Raw genomic sequence first — 26059 nt, 5'->3', positions numbered from 1 at the left:
TCACTGCTTCGCCTGCTCAATCCCTTTGCGCAAAGCGTTCCACGCCAGCGTCGCGCATTTGATCCGCGCCGGAAATTTATTTACGCCGGACAATGCTTCCAGATCCTCATATTCGAACTCGACCGGTTCGCCCTTCATCAGCCCGGAGAACTTCTCCGCCATCTCGAGCGCTTCGTCCAGCGTCTTGCCTTTGACGGCTTCCGTCAACATCGACGCGGAGGACAGACTGATGGAGCAGCCTTCACCGAGAAACTTCGCTGCCGAGACCTTTCCGTCCTCAACCTGCATCTGGAGCGTGATGCGGTCTCCGCAGGTCGGGTTGTTCAGGTTGATCGTTACCGCTTCATTGTCGAAACTGCCGCGGTTTCTCGGATTTTTATAATGATCCATAATGACTCTGCGGTACAAATCATCCAATTGCATGACCGAAGTACTCCTTTGTTTTTAGTAGCGCCTGGATCAGGCGGTCTATGTCCTCTTCGGTGTTATACAAGTAAAAGCTGGCTCGAGCCGTCGCGGTCACGTTCAACCATCTCATCAGCGGCTGGCAGCAGTGGTGTCCGGCCCGTACGGCGACGCCTTCAGCGTCAAGCACCGTCGCTACGTCGTGCGGATGCACGTCGCCCAGATTAAACGTGACGAGCCCTGCACGGTTTTGGCGCGGCCCGTAGATCGAAATGCCTTCGATCTCCGACATCCGCTCCATCGCATAAGCGCTCAGCTTCTTCTCATGCTTGTCGATCGCGTCCAGCCCGATCTCCTGCAGAAAATCGATCGCGGCGCCAAGACCGACCGCCCCGGCGATAATCGGCGTTCCGCCCTCGAACTTCCAGGGCAGGTCCTTCCACGTCGACTCGTACAGGTCGACGTGGTCGATCATTTCGCCGCCGAACTCGATAGGCTCCATCTGCTCGAGCAGCGCCTTCTTGCCATATAGCGCGCCGATCCCGGTAGGGCCGCACATTTTATGGCCGGACAGCGCATAAAAATCGCAATCGAGGTCCTGCACGTCGATCTTCAGATGCGGAGTGCTCTGAGCGCCGTCGACGACCACTTTCGCGCCGTGACGATGCGCAATCGCCGCAATTTCCTTCACCGGATTGACGACGCCGAGCACGTTGGATACGTACACGACGGAAACGATCTTCGTCCGGTCCGTGACCGTCGCTTCGACATCTTTCAGATCGATCGAACCGTCCGGCTGCAGCGGGATATATTTGAGCGTCGCTCCCGTCGCTTTGGCCACCTGCTGCCAAGGGATCAGGTTGCTGTGATGCTCCATCGGGGTGATGACGATCTCGTCGCCTTCGCCGCAGACGGCCCGCGCATAGCTGGAGGCTACGAGATTAAGAGCGGTCGTCGTGCCGCGGGTGAAAATAATCTCCTCGATGGACCCCGCATTGATGAACGCTCTCAGCTTCTCGCGAGCCCCTTCATACGCATCGGTTGCGCGGGAACCGAGCGTATGTACTCCGCGGTGAACGTTTGCGTTATCCCATTCGTAATAACGCTTGACCGCTTCGATAACCTGGACCGGCTTCTGCGACGTCGCCGCGCTGTCCAAATAAACCAATGGGTGCCCGTTGACTTCCTGGTTCAGTATCGGGAACAGTTTCCGTATCTCAGACGTATTCATTGTCCGAGCTTCCTTTCTACGGTAAGTTGCAGCTGTTGCTGCACTTTCTCCAGCGGAACCTCCGCCACAACCGGGGCGAGGAAGCCGTAGATGATCAGCCGCAAAGCGTCTTCCTTGGAAATGCCGCGGGACATCAGGTAATACAGCTGATCCGGATTCACTTGCCCTACGCTCGCCGCATGGCCTGCCTTTACATCGTCTTCGTCGATGAGCAGGATCGGGTTCGCGTCGCCGCGCGCTTTCGGGCTAAGCATCAGCACCCGCTCCGTTTGCTGGCCGTTCGCTCCGGTAGCGCCTTTTTCGATCTTCGTAATGCCGTTGACGATAGCTGTCGCTTCGTCTCTCATAACCGCGCGGGTGATCATGTCGCTCGGCGAATTTTTGCCGAAGTGAATCGCACGTGTCGTAATGTTCAACTTCTGCTCGCCCGTACCTACGCAAATGACCTTCGCGTCGGAGCTCGAGCCGTTGCCCTTCAAAATCGACGTCGTATCGGATACGACGTTGCCGTCATTCATCTCGCCGATGATCCACTGGATCGTGCCGTCGTTTTCGATATTCGCGCGGCGGAACGTCAGGTCCGTCACGCTTTCGTTCAGGCTGTGAATCGAAGCGAATTGAACGGTGGCGCCTGGCTTCACGACAACTTCAACGATGCCGTTTTGCACGAGGTTGTTCAGGTTGCCTACGGATGCGTAGTTGTCCACGTAAGTGACGGACGAATGCGATTCCGCCACGATCAGCACGTGCGGGGAAAAGCTCGCTTCCGCATCTTCGGCCAGGAACAGCGCCTGCACCGGAACTTTTACCTCGACGTTTTTCGGCACGTAGAGGAACACGCCTCCGCTCCACAAAGCGGTATGCAGCGCCGTCAAGCGGTTTTCGTCTTTTTTCACAACGCTCAGGAAATAGGATTTCACCAAATCGCCGTGATCTTGCAGCGCCTGCTCCAAACTTGTAAAAATAACGCCCATCTTGGACAGCTCTTCAGACACGCTATGATAAACGACGCCGGAATTGCGCTGCACGATCAGGTTTTCCGGATGGCCGCCGTTTTCTTCGGTGAGCAGAGACTTCACGGATTCCGGAAGTTCGTCCACCGATTGAATGGCCGGAGCCGCTTTGTAGGACCCGAACGATTGCAGGTTCCAGCGGTCGATTCTTGTTTTCTCAAGTGCCGGAAGCTCGAGCTGAGCGGCCAAATCAAGCGCTTCGGCGCGCAGATCGGTCATCCATGCGGGTTCTTGCTTGCTTTTCGAAAAAGCGATGATCGCATCGCGATTTACGGGAAGAGCGGTTTGTGTACTCATCTTCGTATCGTCTCCTCCCTATCAATATTTCGGCGCAGTCGTGTTCATCGGCACTTTGAATTCTTCCGTATCTTGGCCTACCGTTTCATCGACGATGCCCAGTTCTTCTTTAATCCAGTCGTAGCCTTCGTTCTCCAGACGCTCGGCGAGCTCGGGACCGCCGGATTTGACGATGCGGCCTTGCATCATGACGTGAACGAAGTCCGGTTTGATATAGTTCAGCAAACGCTGATAGTGGGTGATAATCAGGAATCCGCGGTCTTCGCTGCGGAGCGCGTTCACGCCGGCTGCCACGATGCGCAGAGCGTCGATGTCGAGACCGGAGTCGATTTCGTCCAAAATGCAAATGCGCGGCTCAAGCAGCATCATTTGCAAAATCTCGTTGCGCTTCTTCTCGCCGCCGGAGAAACCTTCGTTCAAGTAACGGTGCGCGAACTCCGGATTCATTTCGAGTTCCTTCATTTTCGCTTCCATTTGGCGGATGAACTTGATCAGGGAAATCTCGTTGCCTTCGCCGCGGCGGGCGTTGATGGCGCTGCGCAGGAAGTCCGCGTTCGTCACGCCGGCGATTTCGCTCGGATACTGCATTGCGAGGAACAGGCCTGCGCGCGCTCTTTCGTCGACGGCCATCTCCAGAACGTCTTCGCCGTCGAGCGAGATGCTGCCTTCGGTAATTTCATATTTCGGATGGCCCATGATCGCGGATGCGAGCGTACTTTTACCGGTACCGTTCGGTCCCATGATCGCATGTACTTCGCCGCCTTTGATTTCGATGCTGAGGCCTTTCAAAATCTCTTTCCCTTCGACAGTCGCCCTCAAACCGTCTATAGTAAACTTCGGTGCATTTGCCATTGAATTCATGCCTCCAACCACTTTTAGTGAGTTTATTGTTGTAACTTATATTACATAAGAATCATTCTAAATGATTCTCAGTGATTCTCAATAATAATTTTATTATAACTTACCAGTTGAAATCAATAAAGAACTAAAAGTTCATTTTTTATACATTTTTATATAAAAAGTAAACTAACCCCGTAATGCCTGCTTTATCCGGGCCAGAGCCTCGGAAAATTCCGCATCGCTCAGCACGGGACTTCTTTTTATCCCGCCCAGATCGGCATTTAGCTGTATCCATGACTTGCATCCGTTATAGGATTCCTCTATTGAAAGTGTTGCCGGTTGTTCGAGTGAATACACCCGCAGGACCATCACATGAAGCGGATTATTTCGTTTCCACTTTAACCTCTCCTCGGCAAAGCTGTCCGTCCAAATGTGAAAAGGGGCCAGCTTGTCCAGATCGGCCTGGTCGCTTATCTCTATATCTTCCGCCAGTTCGGCATAAGTATCCACCACCGTCGTCGTTTGCCCGGGCTCCCAGCTTTTAAGCGTGTCCTGCAGGCTGTCCGCATGCTCCGGCTTCAGCAGCCCGCTTTTCTGGTGCTCGTAGGTCGGAAACAGGAAGAAAGCGTCGCTTTCGATTTGAAAATCTTTCGTTTCCTCACGGATTCCCCCTTTTCGCATGATGATGATCTGCTTCCCTTGACGCAAAGCCTGCACTGCCACGGCCCACTCCTTCAGCGCTATCGGCATGTTCACCTTCGTCCCCTGCCTTTCATTACTAATATTATGTCGATAATTATACGGGGTGCAGGCAATTTAATGCAATGTGACACGGCAAGTATAATTCCGCCCCCGCCAAACAACCCTAAGAAGGCAACACCACATCCACGCGAAAAGTGAGGTTGATATGCCATGCGCGAAGGACTCATTCCTGCCGTACTTGGAACTGCCGTCACTGCTTCCGGCGTCGTTTTAAGAGGTAAATACCCGATGGCGGCCGCAGCCGTAGCCGGTTTCGGCCTTGCCCATATGGTGCTCGGCGCGATCGATTTGGTGGAGCATCGCAGACAGCGGTTTTAACGGTGGTTGTCTTCCAGTCAGCCTCGCTAAGCTGTCTGCAAAAAAAAGGGGACGGCGTTTCCGCCATCCCTTTTTCCCTATATTTTAAAATTATTTCCGGTCCACGTACATATTCGTTTGAATCCGTTCATACTGCGCGTAATTCGCTTTCATCGGGTTCGCAGTCGCCGGCGAAGTCTCCGGAGCGTACAAACCGAGCGTTGCAACGACGCCAAGAGCGGCAGCGGCCATCAGGATGCGGCTCAACACTTTCATTTTTTCGACCTCCGTATTCGCCTGCATTTGTTTATTATTTTAGTGTGTAAAAATTAAAGCCGTATTATCGGGGTGTGAATTATTTGTAAAAGAGGTCCGGCCGCTTTCGCCCGGTTATTCCCCTGGATTCGAATTTCCTATATACTATAAGAATGGTAGTTTTCAGATTGGATTAATGGAGGAACATTGAACCATGGGTAAATATCATGCTCTGACGGAAGCCGAAGCGATCGAATATGCCCGCAAGCTGCCCGATTTGTTCACGCCCGGCGGCGAGCTGGTCAGCCGCGAAATCGGCGACGGCAATTTGAATCTGGTGTTTCATATCAGCGAACCGGCTACGGGAAAAAGCATTATTCTGAAGCAGGCGCTCCCATATGCCAAAGTCGTCGGCGAATCGTGGCCGCTCACGCTCGACCGGGCCCGAATCGAAAGCGAAGCGCTGATGATCCAGGAATCGCTGTGCCCGGACCTCGTGCCGCATGTGTATGCGTACGAACCGGACCTGGCGCTCACGGTGATGCAGGATCTCAGCGACCACGTAATCATGCGCAAAGGCCTCATGGAGCGCAATAAATATCCGCTTTTTGCCGGACACATCAGCCGATTTCTGGCGCGCACGCTCTTTTTCACGTCGGACTTCGGCATGAACCAGCAGGAGAAAAAGAACCGCGTCAAGCAGTTCGTCAATCCGGAGCTTTGCAAAATTACCGAGGATCTGATCTTCGACGACCCTTATAGAAACGCCGACACGAACAATGTGGATCCGCGCATTCAGGATGCGGTTGAACAAATTTGGCAGGATACCGAGCTGCATCTGGAAGTGGCGCGGCTGCGCGAAAGCTTCCTGACCCATGCGCAGGCGCTGCTTCACGGAGACCTGCACACGGGAAGTATTTTCATCAAAGCGGATTCGACGAAGGTCATCGACCCTGAGTTCGCCTACTACGGCCCGATGGGCTTCGATATCGGCGCGGTTTTTGCGAATTTGCTGCTGAATTTCGCCGCACAGGAAGGATGGAGCCCGGACGCGGCGAGCCGCGCCGATTACCGGGGGTATTTGCTGGATACGATCCGCGACGTATGGACAGGCTTCGACCGCGAATTCCGCGCTTTGTGGAACGAGCGAGTCGTCGACCGGATGGCGAAAACGCCGGGTTACCAGGACGTATACATGCAGCAGCTGCTGCAGGATACGCTCGGTTACACCGGCTGCAAAATGGTGCGCCGCGTGTACGGCCTGGCTCAAGTCGCCGACATTAACAAGCTGGAGGACGCCGCGGCGAAGGAACGCGCTCAGCGCATCTCGCTTGCTATCGGCACGACGCTGATCAAGCAGCATCGCCAGGCAGGCAGCATCGACGATTTGCTGAACGTGGCGAAGCGGGCGTTGGAGTAGACCGGAGTTTAGGGAGCGGCCAAGCAAGTGGCGGATAAGCGGGACGTGAGGCTATCGCAGCTTGTAGAGCAAACCTGCAAGCCGCCTTATGCCAACACCACCTTCTGCCTGCCGCCTGATGACCCTCTCCGCAGTGATAGGTCGGAAGTTGACTGCACAGGACTTGGGCAAATTTAACTGGAGTTTTTCCATTTACATTGCTCATGACTTTATGAAGAAAGAGGATTTGTTATGACAAATGGGACTGGAACGGACACGACTGCGGGAGCGCCGTCTCCCGCTGAAGGCTGGCTGCAATCGGTGCGCTGGAACGAAAAGCATCTCGATTTGCTGGATCAGCGGCTGCTGCCGGAGGAAATCGTTTATTTGGAGCTGACCACCTCCGAAGAGGTGTGGGAAGCGATCAAGCATTTGAAGGTGCGCGGGGCGCCGGCTATCGGGATCGCCGCGGCGTTCGGGGTTTACCTCGGCGTGCGGGATGCCGCCGGGGACAGCGCCGCTCTGGTGGCGGAGGTCGGCCGCCAGTGCGATTATTTGGCCACCAGCCGCCCGACGGCGGTGAATTTGTTTTGGGCGCTCGACCGGATGCGGGCGCGGGCTGCGGCGCTGGCTGAGCAGGGCGTGCAGCCGGATGCTTTGAAGGCGGCGCTGCTGGACGAAGCGAAGCAGATTCAAGCCGAGGACGAGGAAACGTGCCGCCTCATCGGAGAGCACGCGCTATCGTTGTTCGAGGACGGCATGGGTGTGCTCACGCACTGCAACGCCGGCGGACTCGCCACCGCGCGTTACGGCACGGCGCTTGCGCCGATGTACCTCGCGCAGGAGCGCGGCATGCGGCTGAAGGTGTACGCCGACGAGACGCGTCCCGTGCTGCAGGGCGCGCGCCTGACGGCGTTCGAGCTGCAGCAGGCCGGCGTCGATGTGACGCTGATCTGCGACAACATGGCCGGCTACGTCATGTCGAAGGGCATGGTACAGGCCGTCATCGTCGGCACGGACCGGGTTGCCGCAAACGGCGACGTCGCCAACAAGATCGGCACGTACAGCGTCGCCGTGCTGGCCAAAGCTCACGGCATTCCGTTTTACGTCGCGTGCCCGATGTCGACGATCGACCTGACGACGCCGACCGGTGCCGAAATTCCGATCGAGGAGCGCCACGAAGACGAGATCACGCAAGGCTTCGGCAAACGTACGGCGCCGCAGGGCATCAAGGTGTTCAACCCGGCGTTCGACATTACGCCAAGCGAGTACGTGACGGCGATCATTACGGAGAAGGGCATCGTCCGCGCGCCTTATGAGGAAAATTTGCGGAAGCTGTTTGAGTAGTTTTGCTGCTCCGATCTGCCGCGGTTTTCGGTACTGCCGTACCTCAGGTATGGTATAGGCGAACGGAAAGGGCACTTCTTACTTGGGGATGCCGTGAGGCTCTACGAAGAACCGGGCGAATGATTGCAGCAACAATATGAAAAAATATTCCTCATTACCAAAAAAGTGGCGGTTTCCGGCAATCATGCCGGGAAACCGCCACTTTTTTTGACTTAATAACCTTTTACTCCGAAGTAAATATTTTGACCGGTTCGATTTTTTTCAGCCAATATTCGACGTCCTTGACGTCAAACACGCCATCCCCCGTTACATCTGCCCCGCCTTTGATCTTGGATAAAATATCTTCTGCACTTGTACGGCGATCAAACGTATAAGTATATACGTCGCTGTTTTTCATACCTTGTTTTACCGCAATCGCTTTGAAAACCACCTTGGCTTCAAGCCGGATTTTCTTAGTTTTATCGTAGAGTAAGCTTGACGATGTCGGCACGCTGCCGTCGAGAGTATAATAAATCGATACCCCGTCCGGTATATTGCTGAATCCGATTTCCTTGATCGTATCCGAGACGTAGCTGATATCCGGTTTCGGCAAATTCACCGTCTGCTGCATAGATGCCCGGAAAATATCGATCTTGTACTGTTCGATAGCCCGATTCGGCGCATAAACCGACATAGTGACTGAATTGGTCCCAACGGTAAGCGAAGGGAACGTGATGGTCCTGCCGGAATACGTGACTCCCGTCACCGTATCCGCCGGAACGCTGATTGCTGCGGCCTCATTGTTCAGCCCAACGTCGAGAGCTACCGCCGTGACTTCATACGGGACGGACAACGTAAAACTGCTGCCGGCCCGTGAAATCGCGCCGTCCTTGTACTTGATTTCCGATACCATGCTGCTATTAGGGTCGGGCGCAGTCGTAACGGTGATCGGGTACTCTTGTGACGCTGTGCCGTTCGGAGCATACACTACAAGATTTGCCGTTTTGCTTTCCCCAGCTACCAAACCACTGAAAATAAGCGATTTTCCGGAATAAGTTACCCCAGTGACCGTAGAATGCAAGCCAATCTGCGCGTTCTCATCCTTCGTGGTCACATTTAATGTGACGCTCGTCGTGTTGTAAGGAACCGATAGGTTAAATGCATTTTCAGTTCTGGAAAGCGTTGTTCCGTTATAATAAATTCCTTCAATACCGGTTTCGCCGGAAGCGGCACGTTGTACGTTCACCGTATATGTCCTCTTCGTTGCGTTATCGTACCCCGTCACTTCCACGTAAATCGGCGTTACACTGCCTGTTAGCGCGACGGTTTGGGAAGTACCGTCAGCCGTGGATACTCCGTTTACTTTGATGCTGGCAAATGAACCGTGCTGCAGGGTTGGAGTTACCACTACGCTGCTAGTCTCAGCTGCGGCTTTTACGTTATAAGTGAGAGTTTCAGAATTAAAGCTGAGCGCTTCCGTTAACGGAGTCACTGACAATGTGGACAGGCTCACATCGGGACCCTTCAGCTTTTCGGAAAATGCCCGGATAACCTCACTGAACATCCGACCCGTTAAAAAATACCCGCCATCCTGCGTTTGGATCGCCCTATCATAATAGGACTCAGCGTTAAATCGTTCTACACCCGAATACGCCCACACGATACCGCCATATCTGTCCAACTTAATAGCCAGCCCTCGCAGGCCGGCAGCTTGACCTGCAATGATAAAGCCGCCATCTTTCACAGCATCAATCGAATGAACCTCGCCCGGCATGTACATATTTTGCCATTCGGTACCACTAAAATCCGACTTTAATTGGGCAACCCACATGATGTTAAAATTCTGATAAATTTCGGGTAACCAAACGCTGTCTGACCCGGCAATAACGATATTTCCCGCTTCGGTTTCCGTCACGCCGTAAGCACTTTTGGAACTATAGTCCGTGTCGGAGTCTGAATTACCAATTATAAGTTCATTTTCTTTAATAAGAGAAGTTGTTCCTGCTGTAATTTTCCACAAATAAACAGCGTATTCTTCGATATCCGGAACGTTAATGTTGGCTGCTATTGCATATTGGTCGCCCGGACCATGATGGGCCAGTTTTTTAATCCCGGAAATCCGGGAGATATTCCAACCCGTCGGCGCTGAGAAATAGTCTTTTGTTATGTTCGTTACCGAGCCGTCAGAACTTAATGTTCCTTTTATGACGATCATTCTCCCGTCCGGTGACGCCGCTGTTGCCGCAGCGATGAATCCGTCCTGCGTTGAGGCAAGTGACCACCCGGCAGCTCCTGGTTCCATCAGATTGGAGGATAGAACTTGAAATAAATTTTCGTTGGAAGGAGATGGTTTTAGAACAATCGGAACCACGCTAACCCCGGAATCATTGTTGACCATCAGTAAATATTTTCCAGGCGACGTTTCCAAAACATCCGCCACATTGTCGGGGTATGTTTGGACCCAGAGCAAATTTCCGCTTGCATCGGTTTTGCCGATTTTGTAGGTATTGTCCGAAAAAACATAGGTGCTGCCTTTCAAAATCATAATGTAACCGCCGTCCGATGTCGGCCGAACAGCTACCATTTCACGGTAATCATAATCGCGAAATCCATTCTCTTCTTGACTCGGAGGCGGTGTTTCAAAGCCTCTATTGACCCGTAAGAAATAATACTCAATGTTTCCATTAGCAGCCCTGACCTCAATCGTGACCGCATTAGTCCCCGGCTCAAGGGGGAGACTGATTCCGGCTGATTCATACGGCAAATGATTGACGAAGATAACACCGTCCTGTGCCGCAGCCTTGATTACGATGCTGCTGACGGTGCTTTCCTTATCGATCTTATATTGTTGGTCGTTCGAAGATAAGAGGTCAATCGGCACATCGGAAACCGAAAGAGAGATCAGCTTCGGTAACAAGGGAAGCACCGTGAGATAACCTTCCGCCGGGGACGCATCATTGTCAGTTCTGACTTTAAAAGCATACGCACCGTAGCTGTTCACTGTCTTCAATCCTGAGCCGGAATTAAACGTTAATGTGGCCAGGGTTCCCGCGCTAACGGTATTCTTTGGTGTTATGTACAAATAGTCGTCGTTACTTATCGACTCGATCGACTGGCCGTTTAGTGCAATTTCCGTCTCGTTCAGAGTTGCGCGCCTATCCATAAACTCATCAGGGATCGATAACACGATTCTATTGCTCGACGTTATATCCGATTTCGGCGTAAAACTGATTTTGTAGCTCACTCCCGAAGCACCTTCCTTATAATTGGAAGCGGCAACGACTACGCCATCGAAAGATACAGGTGTCGGCGTACCGAACTTCAGAGCACCGCCGGTACCCAATTGGCTATGCTGGTTGTCGCCCCAAGCGTACAAGCGGCCTGAAGAGTCAAGAGCAAAAGAAGATTTTTCTCCTGCGGCCACACCGCTTACCATCGGAAGGTCGTACACTGCCGTGAGCGTTGTCGTGTTTACATCCATCTCAAGGCGACCTTGTTGGCCTGCGTCATTTCTGCCAAAGGAAGCAAGTGTTTCAGCTCCTGCAGAACCAAGCGTAATCAAAGTATGATCTCCACCGGCTGCCAGCCTTACGGCCGTCGTCTCGGGGTCCGCTGCATTTACCATCACATATTGTGGCAATGGGACTGCCAGGGATGTCGCGCCAATTCCAAGCTGGCCGTACTGATTACTTCCCCAACCAAGCGCAAAGCGAGTAGAATCGTTTTCGTAGATAGCCACAGAATGATAGCTTCCTGCGGAAATTTGCCGAATCCCCGCCAATGCATTCGAACCCTCTGCCGCAGGCTGCAGCACAAGCTGAGGCTTAGTTCTGAGGTTCGTATCGCCTACGCCGAGTTGACCTCGTGAATTTTCTCCCCAAGCCCATACGTTCCCGTCGACAGTTAACGCCAAGCTGTGGTAACCGCCCAGGCTGATCTGCTTGATGCCGGATAATGTTCCGGTACCCGCGTTATCAACTACAAGCTTGGCATATTGCGAATTCGTCACGCCGCTGCCAAGTCCGAGCTGACCGTATTGGTTGTCGCCCCAAACGTAAACACGGCCGTTTTCGGTAAGTACAGCCGCATGATTAAAGCCGGCAGCTACCGAAGCAATGGAACCGGCAGTTCCAACATTCAATTCAACTCCATAGCCGGAAACCATTTCCATGACTTTCACGGGGGAGCCGGTGTCCGAAGCCCCGCCGTTCCCGAGCTGACGCTTCGAGTTGCTGCCCCAGGTCCATACCGTACCGTCGCTTTGCAGAGCCACTGTAAAGCCGCTGCCGTCGTTGGGATCGCCGCCGGCCGCAACGGAAACGACATGGTCTAATCCCGCAACCTTCTTAGGCACGACTTGGTCCAATCCGGATGTATCATAGCCTAATTGTCCATGGTTATTGGCTCCCCAGGTCCATACGGTGCCGTCGTTTTTCAATGCGACGGTGTGAGAATGACTTGCGGAGACCGCTATAAAATTCACATTCCCTCCGCTGCTTCCATAACCGTACCCGACATGCGGAAACATAACCGCAGCCGCACACCAAATGCAGACCAAGGCCAATACATGATAAAAAGCCCTTTGCCGGGCCCGCAGTTCGCTCAGCAAACGGCTTTTTTTGCTGTCAAAGAGCATGTATCCTCTTCCCTCCTTATTCTTGTTATCGCCTAGACTCATTCTACAATATTTTACAGAAGGTTACCTTAGTTTTCTGTATCAAATGGCACAAAAAAATATTAAAAAATGGTATAAAAGTCATGTTCACAATGAGTTACCTTTTTCTCAATCCGTTAACTTCTAAAAAAACAAAAAACCTATCCCATAAGCAGGTTATCTGCAGTGGAATAGGTTTTCAGAATTAGTTTGTGACTGTAACAGGCACCGTAAACGGCATAACTTTCTTCAGCAAAGACGCGACATCCTTCTCGTTGAAAATGTTATCGCCGTTCTGATCTTGTTTGTTGCCGATTTCCTTTAACACGTCCGAAATGCTTGTTCTGGCCGGTATAGGCGCCTGCAAGCTGCCCTTTTTCCCCGGACTGATCGCATACGCTCTGAACGTTTCACCGGCGGTTGCCGAAAGCTTCTTCGTCGTATCGAATTGCTGACTGCTTTCGGTCGGTTCGCTTCCATCAAGCGTGTAGTAGATGACGGTTCCGTCGGGCAGGTTGTTGTAGCCGATCTCCGCGGTCATATCCGTTTTGTAGGTAATGCTCGGAACAATTACGGTGTCCTCTGCTTCGAATACGCCGTAGGTGGAGAAGTGACTTACATAGGCGACCGCTTTCCCGTTTTCAATTTTGGTTCGCTGGTACTCCCATCGCTGTTTATCCGGGTTGTAGTAGAATACCCCCACTTTAGTCGAATCCGCCGCTGCATTCAGCGTGAACTCGATGCGCACCGGCTGCCCGAAGGTAACTCCTTCGGAGAGAGTAACCTCCAACGTCGCTCCTGCCGATTTCATCGATGCCGGAAGATTGGCTGGAGTTACTGTTTTCACTGTAATCGTGGCGCCCGCAGGTATCGAAACTCCCGTCAAATTGATAGTAACGCCGCCTGGGGCCGTAAATACCTTGGAACCTGATGTCGGTATGGGAACAGGCTTATTTTCAGGCAATGGAATTTCTCCGGAAGATTCAGGGCTGTTTACAGAAATGGTATATGTCTTGACAACCGAACCATTTACCTTAATCGGAACCTGAATCGTCGTTGTCTTACCCGGAGTAAGAACCACAGTTATAATCCCGTTGCTGTAAGTGGCACCCGTTACCGTATCAATGGTCGCCCCAGGCGATACGGACGGATAAATTCGCAGCGAAGTTACACCGGCCTGAGCTTGAATCGTAATTTCCGTTCCACTGGCTGTAACAGTCCCCTCATTGGTTTCCGCCGTTAAACTTGGCTCCGCGTATGATTTTCTGGCCACACTGATCGTGTACTCGCCAACGTGTATTTTATCCTCCGCATAGACCGACATGTTGACCGTTTTCATACCTACGGGCAAATCTGTAAAGCTAATAATCTTGCCGCTGTAAGTTACCCCTGTTACCGTGGCAGGGACACTAATTGTGGAATTAGTATTGTTGGTAATGACTTGCAGCGTTACCTCCGTAATCTGATTGTCAACAGATAACATAAAATTGTTGCCGTTCCGATCGAGCATTCTATCGTTGTATCTCACTTCAGCCACATCGGTATCGCTACCGGCTAGACGATTGATCCGAATCACACTCGTCTTTGATGTTCCGCTTTGGGACATAACGGTGACGTATACCAAATTATCGCCTAATTTAAGGTTAGATACATAAATGGAAGTTTCGCTATAGGTGTTTATAGTTACCGTTGAAGACGACGTCACCGAGCTTATTTTCGCCAAAGCATCCGCTTTTTGCAAACCAAGCACTACATCCGTTAGAGCATAGGGCACTTCCAAAAAGTATTCGCCATTAAGAAAGGGCAAATCGGACGAGTTATAAGTAACCTTGCTTAAATTCGCGTTGTCCGAAGTCGAGCTTTGTTTCAGCACCGTAACATTAAATGTCTTTTGCACCGAAGCCGCCCCTCTATGGATTGTGGCGGTAATAGTCACCTTCGCATCGGCATCGTTCGGGCGATGGATTTCCCCGGAAACAGCGTCGATGGCCGTACCGCTGGAAGCCCAATCAATTGCTACATCATAAGCATAGCTTTTCGGCAAAAACATCGGTGATGTCACCTCGGAAAGCGATGCATTAGCTCCCTTAATTACTAGATCAGTCAGGTTGTTCTGCGCCTCCGAAATCGCTAATTCATCTGTAGGCGAGCTAAGCAGCTGAAACGGATTTCCCAACGAACCGTCACCTTGGGCGATATAGGCATCTGGATTTAGATAAACGACCGGACGCACCCCGTATCTGAACGGAGGATGATTGAAAAACAGTTCGCCGCTGCCTCCTCGTACCAAATCAATGAGAAGCGTACCCTCTGACGAATATGGAGTAATCAGCCACCAGCTTACATCCCCTTCGCGCGTTCCGATCGTTTTGTCTCCGTAATACGTAGAATATTTTCGATACTCCGCCGCGCTAAGCAATCCGACCTTGGCAGTCACCGTTCCGGTTGCACCATAGAGAACGGCTCCCGTTTCGTCTTTTACATCCCAATCATGAGATAAAATGAACCCGGAATCGTTTAAGGAATCGTAGAAAGTTCCGTTCAAATAATTTGCCAATGTACCGGCTTTGGAAGGATCGAAAGCTATGTCTCCCATGTCAGGACTCCATTGCTTCCCTCCATCGCGGACTTGGTCTTCGTAAGTTATGGACATTCCCGTCGCAGGGTCCAGCAAAATCCAGCTTACTCCCCCAATTGTGACGATTTTTCCCTTTGAACTTCCCTTTAAAGTATTGGGGGACTTGATTTCGAGACTTTTGAATTGATTCATGGCATTCGTCAAAGCGGTGGTAGCGGCATCGATCTGACTTTCGGTCGCCGCAGAATCGGAGCTGATCTTCTCTGCCGCTGAGATAGCCTCACTTAGAACAGCCATGGAGCCATAAGGATACTGCCCCGGATACCACCCTTCTTTGGACGCGTTGAGTAGAACTTTTGACTCCGCGATGACTTCGTTTATATCTTTTTTAAATAGCCCTATTTTAATATTGTCCACATAAAATCCGGCATCTACGACAGAACTATCCGATTGCAGGTTAAACCGTATTCTGAATTTTTCTACGGCATAGGATGGATCCAAATCGTACTCGAACCTGGTCCACGGAAGTTTCATTCCCGAAGCAGGCGGTGCTAACAAACCACCCTCACCTTCGCCGACGCTCTCGTCCTGAGAGTATTCCCCTCCGGTATGCTCATAGATTTTCGCCCAACTTTTTCCGTCATCATTACTGACCTCAATTCGGCTGTAATCATAACCACTTTCTGTCGCTTCCCATTTCCACAGGTACAATTTAAGCTTCTTTACATTTGTTGCCCGCGTATCGATAGGCGGGGATATAAGGTAGCTGTTTTCGTTCGAACTGTATCTTCCCGAAAGATTGGTTCCCCACAGATTTGTTCCCGATTGTGCGCTAGCGGGCCCAAAGGTCGGAGTTCCCCATTCCCATGAAACAGGACCGCCCTCGGCGGAACTTGAGGCGGTAAATCCGCCCTTATCGGCATTCTCAAAATCTTCCCGATAAATAATAGGCGGCAAAATTCTTGAAATGTCGAAAGCGTTTATCGCAGATTGCAGAGCCGATAATGCGGAATCCACAGTTGCTTGCGATGCGTTCGAAGCATTCATAACGTCCACTGCCGAGTTGACGGTGCTTTGAAAAACAGACTTGGAGCCCGCTGCGTATTGATCTGGCTTAGTCCCTTCAACTGCTGTGACGAGCAATTGTTGGGCCATTTGAAGCAGCGCTGCCAACGATCTTTTGTCGGCCGGTCTATTGACCGATTCGGCAAATACATTCAACGCATAACTCAACGTTTCTCTGGCGCCATTGACGGCCGCCTGGGTTAACGCGTTATCCGCCGATTCGTATACGTTTTTAGCCGAATTGATGGCATCGAGCAAAGCAGCTTTGGCGCTGGTAGGGTATTGTCCGGGTTCCTCCCCTGCCACCGCGATGTTGTATACAGCTTGAGCGTTTTCGATCATACTCGCCAGATAAGATTTATCCAAAGCCCGCTCGGATAGTTCGATGCTGTAGTCTCTGTAAAATACTCCGTCCGCACTTCTTATTCGTACAGGAACTGCAACCCGGCTTCCCCTCATCACGTCAACGGTTATGGAATCGCCATTGGCATGCGAAACATTATCCCAGACCATGGTTACGCCGCTGGTCTTCGTGTATGGATAAAGCGTCGCAGCAGGTTCCCCATAAGGAACCGACACATAAATGACGGTTGTCGAATCATCAACCGGGTCAGGTGCTTCAAAAGTATCCGTATTGATCATAATCCGATCGAGCCGCAAATCGGGAGAACCGAGCAGGAATGGAGTTCCGTCCTCTTTGACGACCTGAACCGGCATTCGGCTGAGTTTCGCAATATCCCCGCTGCCGGTCTCCCCATTGCCCAATTGCCCATAGGAGTTTAATCCCCATGAATAGGCAGTGCCATCATTAAGAACGGCAAACATATTGTACCAGCCTCTTCCAATATCGCGGACATTGCCGAGGTAACCCGACCCTCCGGGGCCGGCCACTTGAAGCTGGTTATTTTGATGAGCAATGGAATTAGCCCCCAATGACCCGTATGCATTCAGTCCTGCAGACCAAAGGGTGCCATCCGGACGAAGCGCAACGGTCGCAGCGTAACCGCCGCTTATTTTTACGATGTCGGAAATATCGGGTTTCCCCGACCACGTTTCCGACAACATTCGAGTGGGAGATGAAGGCCAGTTAAACGTCCATAATTGCCCGCTTTGTGTAACAACGTAGGTGAAGTACATCCCTGCACCGATATCTTTAATGGGTCCCGGTATTTCGTTATTCACCACAGTGGAAACGACGGGAGCAGATTCGTAATGGTCCACGCCTGTAGAAGGAATCCCTAATTGCCCCGAACCGTTTGCCCCCCAAGCTACGACGGTTCCGTCGTTCTTAAGGGCAGCAGCAAACATATCGCCTACCACCACTTTTTTGACCCCGGATAAATAACCGGTCCCCCCTACACCCAGCACCTGAACAGGTGCGTTGCTGTCGATAGTCGTACCGTTTCCAAGCTGGCCAAGGCTGTTCATGCCCCACGCCCAAACAGTCCCGTCATCTTTTAGAGCGTAAGAAGAGTAGAATCCCGCCGAAATGTCTTTCACATGACCCAGTCCATCAACCTGACTGGGAACAAGCTGGAAGGATAAAGTACCGTCTGCATTTCGAATTTCGCCCCAGTACCACACGGTGCCATCGGATCTTAAAGCAAGGGAATGTGTTCGACCTGCAGCTACTGCAACGAAATCGGTCAATGCGCTCCCGTCTTGATAGTTAACTTGCTTGGGATATACAGCGCCGGCAGTTGCGTTATTATCGCCAAGCTGCCCGCCCGCGTTCGTCCCCCACGCCCAGACTGTACCATCCGCCCTTAAAGCGACTACATGATTCTCGCCCCCGCTAATCATAGGTGTTACCTTTTCAATAGCAGCCGAAGCGTTGATGCGGCCGGGCATAATGCATACTGCTGATAAAACCAGAAATATGCAAAATCCTAATACTCCCCATCTTTTGTTATACACCGTTTTAAAGGCCTCCCTTTACTATCCAAGTATGATATCAACAAAAAACGACAAAATCCCCTGCTTCGATATGTAAAAAATAGAAGATTTCTAAACTATTCTACCAATTTTTTCGAGACCTTTGTACTATTTTCGTAAGATTACTTATAATTTTACAATCGGGTAGGCGGTTACCCATTAATTGAGTATCCGACCTCCCACACACCATACGTACCGATCGGTATACGGCGGTGCATCGTTTGGCCGGAAGATGAATAATGTACAGGCGAAAGATTTCTAATGTTCCTACGGAAAGCTGTCACGACTTATCCCGACGGCAAAATCGTCATGGTGCCGGGCCATTCTCGTGTCCATCATGCAAAACTGCGCAACTTTGAAATTCAATAATTTAACTTTAATATTAATATTTATATCTTCTGCCAATAAAAAGAGCCTATTCCATTTGCAGATATCTGCCATGAAAAAGGCTCTTTTTATGATTAGTTCGTCACATTAGGCGACACCGTAAACGGCATAATATCCCCAAGCAGCGACTTCACATCTTCCACATTAAAGATACTATCGCTGTTCCGATCCTGCTTGCTGCCGATTGCTTTCACCACATCCGTGATGCTCATTCTCGCTTTTATCGGCAAAGGCTCCTGCAAGCCACCCAATTTCCCCGGGCTGACCGAATACGCTTTAAACGTTTGCCCGGCGGATACCGTAAGCTTCTTCGTCACATCAAATTGCGGGCTATTCTCTGTCGGCTCGGTGCCATCGAACGTGTAGTAGATCACGGTTCCATCGGGCAGGTTGCTGTAGCCGAGCTCCGCGTTCAAGTCCGTTTTGTAGGTGATGCTTGGAGTAACTACGGTCGGTTCCGCTTCGAATACGCCGTAAGTGGAGAAGTGATTTACGAAGGCGACCGCTTTACCGTTGCTAACATTCGTTCGCTGGTATTCCCATCGCTTCTTGTCCGGGTTGTAGTAAAATACCCCCACCTTACTTGAATCCGCCGCAGCATCCAGCGGGAACTCCAGACGGGCCGGTTGATTGAAAGAAACGCCGCCGGTCAAGAAGATTTCGAGTGTTGCTCCGACTGACTTCATCGAGGCCGGTTTATTCGCCGGGGTTACCTTATTCACCTTAAACGTGGCGCCCGCGGGGATGGAAGCTCCCGATAAATCAATGCTGACACCTCCGGAAACGTTAAAAATCTTAGGACCGGGACCCGATATATCAACCGGTGTATTTTCCGGCACTTCCACAGCATTTGTCCGTTTAATGTTGAACATGTAGTTTCTGCCGGCCATCACGTTATACACGTTCACGGTAACTGTACTCCCGTTTTCGGAAGGAACCGTAAACTCGAATGTTTTTGGATTCGTTCCCATATCTATTTGGCTGCCGGCCGCCCCCGTGATTTTAATTTGTGCGTCCAGAGGAAACGACCCTGTAATTTTTTCCCCCGAAGCCCCTAGGCGAACATATACATCCTTCTGATAGTTCGTAGAATCGGAAGTCGAGAACTGTATGGATGAGCTGGTTGTCCCATCGTGCAGCATCACGTTTGTAAGCTCCGGTATCAGAATTCCGTACGTTGCCTTGGTTACCGTTAAATTATAGATTCTGGCTGTGCTGTCAGCGGCAAATATATTGAGCTTGAACTTGGTCTCCTGCTCTATCGGTCTGAGTGTAAAGGAGTTGTCTGAATTGCGGTCATAGGTAGCGCCGGTCACGGTATACGAAGCCCCCGAAGGTAGCGTCGGCTTGAAAGTAACGCTGTATACGGCTTCCGACACTGTAACGGTATACGTGGTAATATCACGGCTAAATTCAGGGTTTAAGGAGCGGCCGATAACCTCCAGATTCACGAGTCTGTTTTCGGATGACAACGGAGGGACCTCACGATTAATTTTGATGGTATACATGTTCGACGTGCCGTCCTGCGCCTTGACTTGCATCACAACTTTGTTCGTACCGATGTCGAGCGTCGGCAGCGCCAGATTTCCGCCGCTGTAAGTCGCCCCCGTAACGGTTCCGATCGTAGCGTACTCCGATACCGTTAAGCCAAGAGTGATCGTCTCCACGCTGTTCGGCACGTTGATCGTGTACTCGTTCGCGCCGGTTGCCTCGACCTCATACGTTCCCGAACTAAGGGTCAGGTTTGCTTCACTCGACGCCGAGACTCGGGTTACGACAATCGTATACGTGGAGGTTGTTCCATCCTCCGCTTCAACCGTGACAATATATGTATTGCTTCCCACCGATACCGACTTCGTTACGGTCGTACCGCTGATCGTATCCGCATCATCCACCTTCAGCTTCGCATTCTCAACCGAAACACTCGCTGCGATATTGATACTGGTCGTCGTATAAGGGACGCTCAGCGTGAAACTTTGCACCGGTTGGTTCACCGTCAACGGCAGATTCGTTCCGCCGACGGTCAGGCTGCTCAGGTATGCCCCAACGACAGCTGCTGTCGTAACAGCTTGACGACTTTCAACGTTCCCCGCGTTATCGACGCTCCAATATTCGATTGTGTGAGCAATGTGTTTCGGAACGGCAATGGAGGTTCCGGTTTGCTCAGGTCCTCCATCGACGGAGTAGTATGTATGCTCCACACCCGAGGTTTCATCGGAAGCGGTCAGCGAAATATAATAATAACTTCCGTCTATCACGGGAGCTGAAGAGCTGGTTACCGGCTTCAGCGTATCCTTCTTGATCGTCACGCTTCCTTTTCCCGTACCGTTGGCGGAAGTCGCCATACATGTTAGCGTAGTGCCTGTGGTGTCTGAGGTAATGGAGGCCGGATCGCAGCCGGAAGATGAGGTAATGGGCAGTCCGGTCAGATCCGCCGACGTCCAGTTGACATTGACATTGGACGTATACCAACCGGCGGCATTTTTAGTTCCGGTGACAACGGGCGTAACTTCCAAAGGGGGTTCAATCTCCAAAGTTCCGTGAAACCAGTCGGTTGCGTCAAAATTTCTGCCTTCAACAATAAATCCATACGTATCGCCCGCACTCACATTAAGAGAAAGATATCCCTTAAAGCTGAAAAAATCCCAAACACCGCTGTCGACAAGCGTCTTGGTATCGATGCGATTGCCATTCGAATCATTCACGTATGCCGTAAGTGTGGCGTGGGCCATAAACCAATCGTGAATTCCGTTATAGCGCCACTTGAAGTAAACCGTTTCCGTTACCGAAGATGTGGTTTTAAACTCCCAGATTCCGTGATAATTGATTCCGCTCGCGTCGTAGTACAGCGACACCCCGTTCGTATCCGGAATCGCAGTGGCCGAAGTCGTTCCAGGTCCTGATGTTGTCCACATTTGATCGCCAAACGAGGAAGCCTTAACTTCCGCAGTAAACAAGAAGCAGCCGGCTATGGCCAAGAAACAAAAGAGCCCCAGTTTCCTCATGGCAATCGCTGACGGCAAACGGAAACCGTTCTCAATCGCACGCGAACAGAACCGTTCGACCGCCCTGAACACTGCAAACATGATTGTTATGATGTGGAAAGTCTTCCGCCTGGCGAGCAATCCGTTTGACAGACGACCTTCTTTGATTTCAAGGAACATGGAATCCCTACCCTCCTTCATTTTTTTCTGCTGCATGTCCTCATTCTACATTATTTCTTAAAGAGATTCTGCAATTTTTCGTAAATTTTTAGTATAAAAGTAACGAATTTATAACTATTGACCTGTATTTTTGTCAGGTCTATAGAACCAAAAAAAAAGCCCCCCGTTTCCGGAGGGCCTTCCTGCCTCACACCACGCTAAATTGCCGCCTCAACCGGCAGGCGAGAAAATACCTCAGCTCCTGCAAATCGTGCTGCGAAATCCAGCGGATTTCCGCGCTGTAGCGAATGCCTTTTTCCATAAAGTGGGCGTATTTGACAACGAGAGTCGGCGCCACTACGATTCGCCCCAAAGCGATGGTAGCGTTGTAAAGCGTGTGAAACTGAACGGACAAGTCGTTCGTAACAAATCCGATGCCGAGACGGCTGACATCGACGACACGCACCGGCTGGGGCTTGCGTTCCCGCGCGATCGTGGCGAAGGCATTGATCTTGTAGCTGGCGCAGACTTCGCCGGAATCCAGCGCGTCTTCGTTAAATTGGTCCGTGTATATTTTAAACAAATCGGAATCCGCCGGGATCAGCGTGACCTTGGCTTTTTCCGTTTGTATGACGCGCATCGTATGCTTGCGGTTAAAACTTCTGATGGTAACTTCATCTCCGCAGCGAAAAAAAGCCGGCTGAAACAGGCAAATCTCCAGCCAATCGGCTTCGTCGCACAGTATTCCTCCCCGGTACGACATACCTCCGTATTGCAGCTGCACTTCCTGCATATGCTTCACCTCCTAACCTATTAATCTCATCTTAAAAAAGAAAAGTTTAATAAGTTTGAGGTAAATATTAGGAATCTATTAAAATAGTTTTACAATTTTGTAGAAGGAGGTAATTTGCAAGAGGCAGGGTGAACCGTCCCGCTGCGTGTCTCGGATCGTGCTTCCGATCACTCTTGCTCTCGGATTTCTTAATCATCACGCCATTCGGCGGTAGAAATCCGTTCACAAAGGTGACCGCTAACGCTTCTCCAGCACGATTCCGTACACTTCGCTTAATCACCATGCATCACGTAAATCGAGTAGGCCCATGAATGAATTCATGGGCCTCTCACAGAACCGGACGTGCGGGTCATCGCATCCGGCTCCTCCGCGCTTATCCCCGCTGGGGATGATGTTCATTATAGATGTCTACGAGAAAAACGAGACCTCTTTCTCTGAACCAATCGTTTGGCATTGCAACACTGGCTGGCTTGGATAGCGAGCTTCTCCATGCGAACATACGCATCTTGGGAAGCTCTCCCCTCCACTTATTCTTTCTTAGTGCCCTGTAGAAGTTCTTCGGCTTTTTCCAGCTCCGCAACTGTACCATCCGGAGCCTTCTCCTTATCCATGCATCGTACTCTCTCATCAGACTTCCTACGTTGCCCCAGCCAAAATAGCTACCCCATCCACGTAAATATGGATTCAACTTCTTTCGGATCAGCTGTTCCACATTCACCGTTTGGTTCCGCCGCGTAATTGCTTTCACGCGTTCTTTAAATTTCTGTTTGGCTTTCGAGGATGGAGTAACCCAAAATCCCGGTTTAAACTCATGACCTAGGAACATAAAGGACTGTTCCAAGTTGTTCACGATCTTGGTTTTCTCCGGGTGTACTTTGAGCCCAAGCTCTTGTTCCAGTAGACGAATAACACCTTGGAGTACCCTCTCTGCCCCCTTTTGGGATTTGCAGCAGATCACAAAATCATCGGCGTACCGTGTTATACGGTGCTTCCGTTCAGTCATGAGCTTATCCAGCGGGTTTAGGTAGATATTCGCCAAAAGCGGACTAATAACCCCACCCTGTGGACTTCCTTGCTCGTTCAGGTGAAAACTTCCGTTCTCCATGACTCCGGACTTTAAGAAGCTTTCTATGAGCTTTAGGACACTACCATCCACCACTTCTTCCTTGACGGCCTTAAGCAACTTGTCATGTGGAATGAGATCGAAATACGATTTCAGGTCGGCGTCGATCACATAAACGTATCCATCCATGAGATCTTTCCGAATGTTCTCCAGCGCCATGTGTGCACTGCGTCCCGGGCGAAACCCAAAACTACACTCCATAAATGTCGCCTCGTAAATCGGTTCGAGGATTCGGCGGGTCGCCGCCTGTACTACGCGATCGCGAATTGCGGGTATCCCGAGCGGCCTTTGACCCCCATTTTCCTTGGAAATGTACATGCGCCTGACCGGCATCGGCTTGTATGCCTTCGCCCGCAGCTCCTGCTGAAGCGTTCTTAAGTTACGCTCCAGTTCACTCTCGAATACCTTTATGGTCACTCCGTCTACTCCCGCTGCTCCCCGGTTGCGCTTGACCTCCCGGAATGCCTCCTCAAGGTTCGGCATCGCCCATATCTTGTCGATGAGGCTGTGCCATCTGCGTTTTCTCGGGACTTCTACTCCCTCACGAAAGCCTACCTCTCCTTTTCCTTCCTTCATGTCTCGTGTTCCTTCCCTTTCAGTTTCCGGACGTATAGCTAATCTTTCAGCCTTTCCGGTTCCCCTTCGGTACTCCGCCCCAGACGGCCTACCCTTTTGTTCAGCCCCGGCTCTTCGCTCTTCTTGGCTCCCCGGCTTCTGTCTGGCACATGACGGCTTCCTAGGTGGTTATGCTTTTCTTCCACGGTTCCGGGCTTCGCACCAAGTCTTTGCCTTTTGGGTCTAAGCTTGCACCGACAACGTTGGTGTCGGTTCACTTGCCATTGCGGCTTTTCCGGCAAGCTTTCTCACTACTATCCCTTCGTATGACTGCTCACCATCCATCATTCTGTCTTAGCCCTATAAGCCTTGAAAAGAGTTTACCGCTATGCGGAAGACGATAAGCCCTCCTTGGGTCACGTCATCGTCTTTCCCCCGAATCCAGTCCTCCTAACTTTCGAAGCCTATGGTGGTATAGGACGTCCCCTTCTCTTGCAGGGTTATCCGGCTTCGCCAGCCAACATGGTTCATGCCGCCTGTTCCGGGTTTTGCCTTCTGATCCTCCGCACCCTCCCTTACGGCCAGAGCACTACCAGTCGGCTATGCGCTTCCGCCACCCCGCGGTGCGCTCGGGACTTTCACCCGTTAGTACGATGCGCTGCCAAGCGCACAAAAGCCCCGCTTCACAAAAGAAGCGGGGCAGCGCTCAGCCGGAGACGATCATGACGTTGGCGTATGGCACCGTATCTCCGGTGCGGATGACCGCGCGGGATTCCGGGCAAATTTCCTTGAAGCGCCGATGGGATACCGCGACGATCCGCACATCGGGAAAAAGCCGCTGCAGCTCTGCGTACCGTTCGGGGCTCGCCGCCTGCATCTCCTCGGTGACGACGATCCGGTCGATCACAAACTCGCGGTGCACCGCCCGCAGCACATCGACGACGGTCGGGATATCGTCCACCAGAGCCAGGTCAAGCCGTTCCGGCCCGGAGGGGACGGGGAAGCCGCGGTCACAAATCGTCAGCAGATCGGTATGCCCCGTCTCGGACAAAATGCGGCTCAGCGCCGGATGCAAAATGCCGCCTCGCTTCATGCGCCGCCGCCCCCTTCCCGGGAAGCGGATAAAGCTTGCTCGCGCTGCTCCAGCGTGATCTGCTCGCGGAAGCCGGGGCAAGGCCGCTTCAGGTAAAACGTTTCGATCCCGTCAACGACGGTGACGGAAACGAGCTCCCAGCCTTCGAGGCCAAGCTCCGCGAGATCGGAACGGTCCGTGCGGATCAAATACTGCCACCGCTGCGCCGCCGTCATGCTCCGCCGCCTCCGTATTGCATCGCCACGACGCGCGCAGGTGCGCCGCTGGACTCGCGGATTTTCATCGGCAAAGCCATGACGTGCCAATCGCCGGACGCCAGCTCCGGAAAATCGAGCTGCAGCGCCTCGGCGATCCAGATGCCGGCGCCGAGCACGATGCGGTGGGTTTCCTCGTTTTCATCCACCGTGCCGCCGAGGCTCGGATGGTCGATGCCGATGCCTTTGACGCGTTTGGCTGCAATAAGGCGCGCCGCGTCCGGATGCAGGTACGGCGAGCCGTACACCCACTCCTTCGTCCAGGCGCGTTTTTCCCCCCAGCCGGTATACAGCAGCACGATCGAATTTTCGTTCATTCGGTCCAGATAAGGCTCGATATCGTCCGGCGTGATTGGTTCCCGCTGGCCTTTGCGGCCGGCGAGCGGCACGTAGACGCAAGCGCCCTGAAACCGGTCGACCGAATACTCGTCCAGATCGGTGCGGAACTCCTCCATATGCGACGGCGCATCCATGTGAGTGCCGGTGTGGGTCGTCAAGGTAATGCGCTCCATTTTCCAGCCGTCGCGCGGGCCGATGAATTGGTACTCGAACTTCGGCGGGTCAAAATTAGGCAGGTTCGGGCAGTTGTGATACAAATCCTGAGTCAGGTCGAGCATGCGGATGATGTTCACGGATCATTCCCCCTCAGTCAGG

The 26059-nt window shown here is 51.9% G+C and carries 17 protein-coding genes; 3 read left to right on the top strand and 14 right to left on the bottom strand.

All coding sequences use genetic code 11. The features are described from left to right. The 5 genes from sufU to MYS68_RS36590 form a co-directional block, all read right to left on the bottom strand. Complete coding sequence (gene sufU / locus MYS68_RS36610; protein ID WP_248930452.1) at positions 1-423, bottom strand: Fe-S cluster assembly sulfur transfer protein SufU; 423 nt, start codon at positions 421-423, stop codon at positions 1-3. Further along, positions 410-1636 (bottom strand): cysteine desulfurase, encoded by a 1227-nt coding sequence (locus MYS68_RS36605; RefSeq protein ID WP_248930451.1) that lies wholly within the window; start codon positions 1634-1636, stop codon positions 410-412. The genes sufU and MYS68_RS36605 overlap by 14 nt, the downstream gene beginning before the upstream one ends. Next, entirely contained in the window at positions 1633-2946 is a 1314-nt protein-coding gene (sufD, locus tag MYS68_RS36600) for a Fe-S cluster assembly protein SufD (RefSeq protein WP_248930450.1), read from the bottom strand. The genes MYS68_RS36605 and sufD overlap by 4 nt, the downstream gene beginning before the upstream one ends. A 21-nt stretch (positions 2947-2967) precedes the next feature. Then, positions 2968-3798: a Fe-S cluster assembly ATPase SufC gene (gene sufC / locus MYS68_RS36595; protein WP_248930449.1), complete on the bottom strand. Its 831-nt coding sequence runs from the start codon at positions 3796-3798 to the stop codon at positions 2968-2970. A gap of 174 nt (positions 3799-3972) precedes the next feature. Then, the gene (locus MYS68_RS36590) at positions 3973-4536 is read right to left on the bottom strand and encodes a DUF1802 family protein (protein WP_248931136.1); all 564 of its coding nucleotides are present in this window, start codon (positions 4534-4536) and stop codon (positions 3973-3975) included. A gap of 162 nt (positions 4537-4698) precedes the next feature. Between MYS68_RS36590 and MYS68_RS36585 the strand changes: the two genes are divergently transcribed. Then, on the top strand, positions 4699-4866 hold the full coding sequence (locus MYS68_RS36585) for an asparagine synthase (RefSeq protein WP_248930448.1): 168 nt from the start codon (positions 4699-4701) through the stop codon (positions 4864-4866). 90 nt (positions 4867-4956) lie between these two features. Here the strand turns inward: MYS68_RS36585 and MYS68_RS36580 are convergent, their stop codons facing one another. Then, entirely contained in the window at positions 4957-5121 is a 165-nt protein-coding gene (locus MYS68_RS36580) for a hypothetical protein (protein WP_248930447.1), read from the bottom strand. Positions 5122-5314: 193 nt separating this feature from the next. Here MYS68_RS36580 and mtnK point away from each other — a divergent pair, with 193 nt between their 5' ends. Further along, positions 5315-6520, top strand: a complete 1206-nt coding sequence (mtnK, locus tag MYS68_RS36575; RefSeq protein ID WP_248930446.1) for an S-methyl-5-thioribose kinase — start codon at positions 5315-5317, stop codon at positions 6518-6520. Between the two features lie 231 nt (positions 6521-6751). After that, the gene (mtnA, locus tag MYS68_RS36570; protein WP_248930445.1) at positions 6752-7846 is read left to right on the top strand and encodes an S-methyl-5-thioribose-1-phosphate isomerase; all 1095 of its coding nucleotides are present in this window, start codon (positions 6752-6754) and stop codon (positions 7844-7846) included. Positions 7847-8069: 223 nt separating this feature from the next. Here the strand turns inward: mtnA and MYS68_RS36565 are convergent, their stop codons facing one another. The 8 genes from MYS68_RS36565 to MYS68_RS36530 form a co-directional block, all read right to left on the bottom strand. Next, entirely contained in the window at positions 8070-12461 is a 4392-nt protein-coding gene (locus MYS68_RS36565; protein WP_248930444.1) for an RCC1 domain-containing protein, read from the bottom strand. A gap of 223 nt (positions 12462-12684) precedes the next feature. Beyond that, complete coding sequence (locus MYS68_RS36560; protein ID WP_248930443.1) at positions 12685-18039, bottom strand: RCC1 domain-containing protein; 5355 nt, start codon at positions 18037-18039, stop codon at positions 12685-12687. 479 nt (positions 18040-18518) lie between these two features. Further along, a complete protein-coding gene (locus tag MYS68_RS36555) occupies positions 18519-21359 on the bottom strand; it encodes a cadherin-like beta sandwich domain-containing protein (protein ID WP_248930442.1) in 2841 nt (946 codons plus the stop codon). Positions 21360-21795: 436 nt separating this feature from the next. Beyond that, positions 21796-22380 carry a hypothetical protein gene (locus tag MYS68_RS36550; RefSeq protein WP_248930441.1) on the bottom strand — a complete coding sequence of 195 codons (585 nt, stop codon included), beginning with the start codon at positions 22378-22380 and terminating at the stop codon, positions 21796-21798. A 373-nt stretch (positions 22381-22753) separates the two neighbouring features. Next, positions 22754-24079, bottom strand: a complete 1326-nt coding sequence (ltrA, locus tag MYS68_RS36545; protein ID WP_248924450.1) for a group II intron reverse transcriptase/maturase — start codon at positions 24077-24079, stop codon at positions 22754-22756. Between the two features lie 685 nt (positions 24080-24764). Next, positions 24765-25151 carry a D-ribose pyranase gene (rbsD, locus tag MYS68_RS36540; RefSeq protein WP_248930440.1) on the bottom strand — a complete coding sequence of 129 codons (387 nt, stop codon included), beginning with the start codon at positions 25149-25151 and terminating at the stop codon, positions 24765-24767. After that, complete coding sequence (locus MYS68_RS36535; protein WP_248930439.1) at positions 25148-25366, bottom strand: hypothetical protein; 219 nt, start codon at positions 25364-25366, stop codon at positions 25148-25150. The genes rbsD and MYS68_RS36535 overlap by 4 nt, the downstream gene beginning before the upstream one ends. Further along, positions 25363-26037, bottom strand: coding sequence for a cyclase family protein (locus tag MYS68_RS36530; protein ID WP_248930438.1), 675 nt, complete (start codon positions 26035-26037; stop codon positions 25363-25365). The genes MYS68_RS36535 and MYS68_RS36530 overlap by 4 nt, the downstream gene beginning before the upstream one ends. Positions 26038-26059 lie beyond the last annotated feature (22 nt).

Origin of the sequence: Paenibacillus hamazuiensis, from assembly GCF_023276405.1 — a bacterium.
Taxonomy (GTDB): Bacteria; Bacillota; Bacilli; order Paenibacillales; family NBRC-103111; genus Paenibacillus_AF; species Paenibacillus_AF hamazuiensis.
The sequence above is the reverse complement of the archived record's forward strand: the minus strand, read 5'-3'. Positions and strand labels throughout refer to the sequence as shown.

Bases quoted from the DNA above. Each gene is read 5' to 3' on its own strand.
- sufD (WP_248930450.1), bottom strand. From the start codon at position 2,946: ATGAGTACACAAACCGCTCTTCCCGTAAATCGCGATGCGATCATCGCT.
- rbsD (WP_248930440.1), bottom strand. From the start codon at position 25,151: ATGAAGCGAGGCGGCATTTTGCATCCGGCGCTGAGCCGCATTTTGTCC.
- ltrA (WP_248924450.1), bottom strand. From the start codon at position 24,079: ATGAAGGAAGGAAAAGGAGAGGTAGGCTTTCGTGAGGGAGTAGAAGTC.
- MYS68_RS36535 (WP_248930439.1), bottom strand. From the start codon at position 25,366: ATGACGGCGGCGCAGCGGTGGCAGTATTTGATCCGCACGGACCGTTCC.
- MYS68_RS36580 (WP_248930447.1), bottom strand. From the start codon at position 5,121: ATGAAAGTGTTGAGCCGCATCCTGATGGCCGCTGCCGCTCTTGGCGTC.
- MYS68_RS36550 (WP_248930441.1), bottom strand. From the start codon at position 22,380: ATGCAGGAAGTGCAGCTGCAATACGGAGGTATGTCGTACCGGGGAGGA.
- mtnA (WP_248930445.1), top strand. From the start codon at position 6,752: ATGACAAATGGGACTGGAACGGACACGACTGCGGGAGCGCCGTCTCCC.
- MYS68_RS36590 (WP_248931136.1), bottom strand. From the start codon at position 4,536: ATGCCGATAGCGCTGAAGGAGTGGGCCGTGGCAGTGCAGGCTTTGCGT.
- MYS68_RS36555 (WP_248930442.1), bottom strand. From the start codon at position 21,359: ATGTGGACAACATCAGGACCTGGAACGACTTCGGCCACTGCGATTCCG.
- MYS68_RS36585 (WP_248930448.1), top strand. From the start codon at position 4,699: ATGCGCGAAGGACTCATTCCTGCCGTACTTGGAACTGCCGTCACTGCT.
- MYS68_RS36565 (WP_248930444.1), bottom strand. From the start codon at position 12,461: ATGCTCTTTGACAGCAAAAAAAGCCGTTTGCTGAGCGAACTGCGGGCC.
- mtnK (WP_248930446.1), top strand. From the start codon at position 5,315: ATGGGTAAATATCATGCTCTGACGGAAGCCGAAGCGATCGAATATGCC.
- sufC (WP_248930449.1), bottom strand. From the start codon at position 3,798: ATGGCAAATGCACCGAAGTTTACTATAGACGGTTTGAGGGCGACTGTC.
- sufU (WP_248930452.1), bottom strand. From the start codon at position 423: ATGCAATTGGATGATTTGTACCGCAGAGTCATTATGGATCATTATAAA.
- MYS68_RS36605 (WP_248930451.1), bottom strand. From the start codon at position 1,636: ATGAATACGTCTGAGATACGGAAACTGTTCCCGATACTGAACCAGGAA.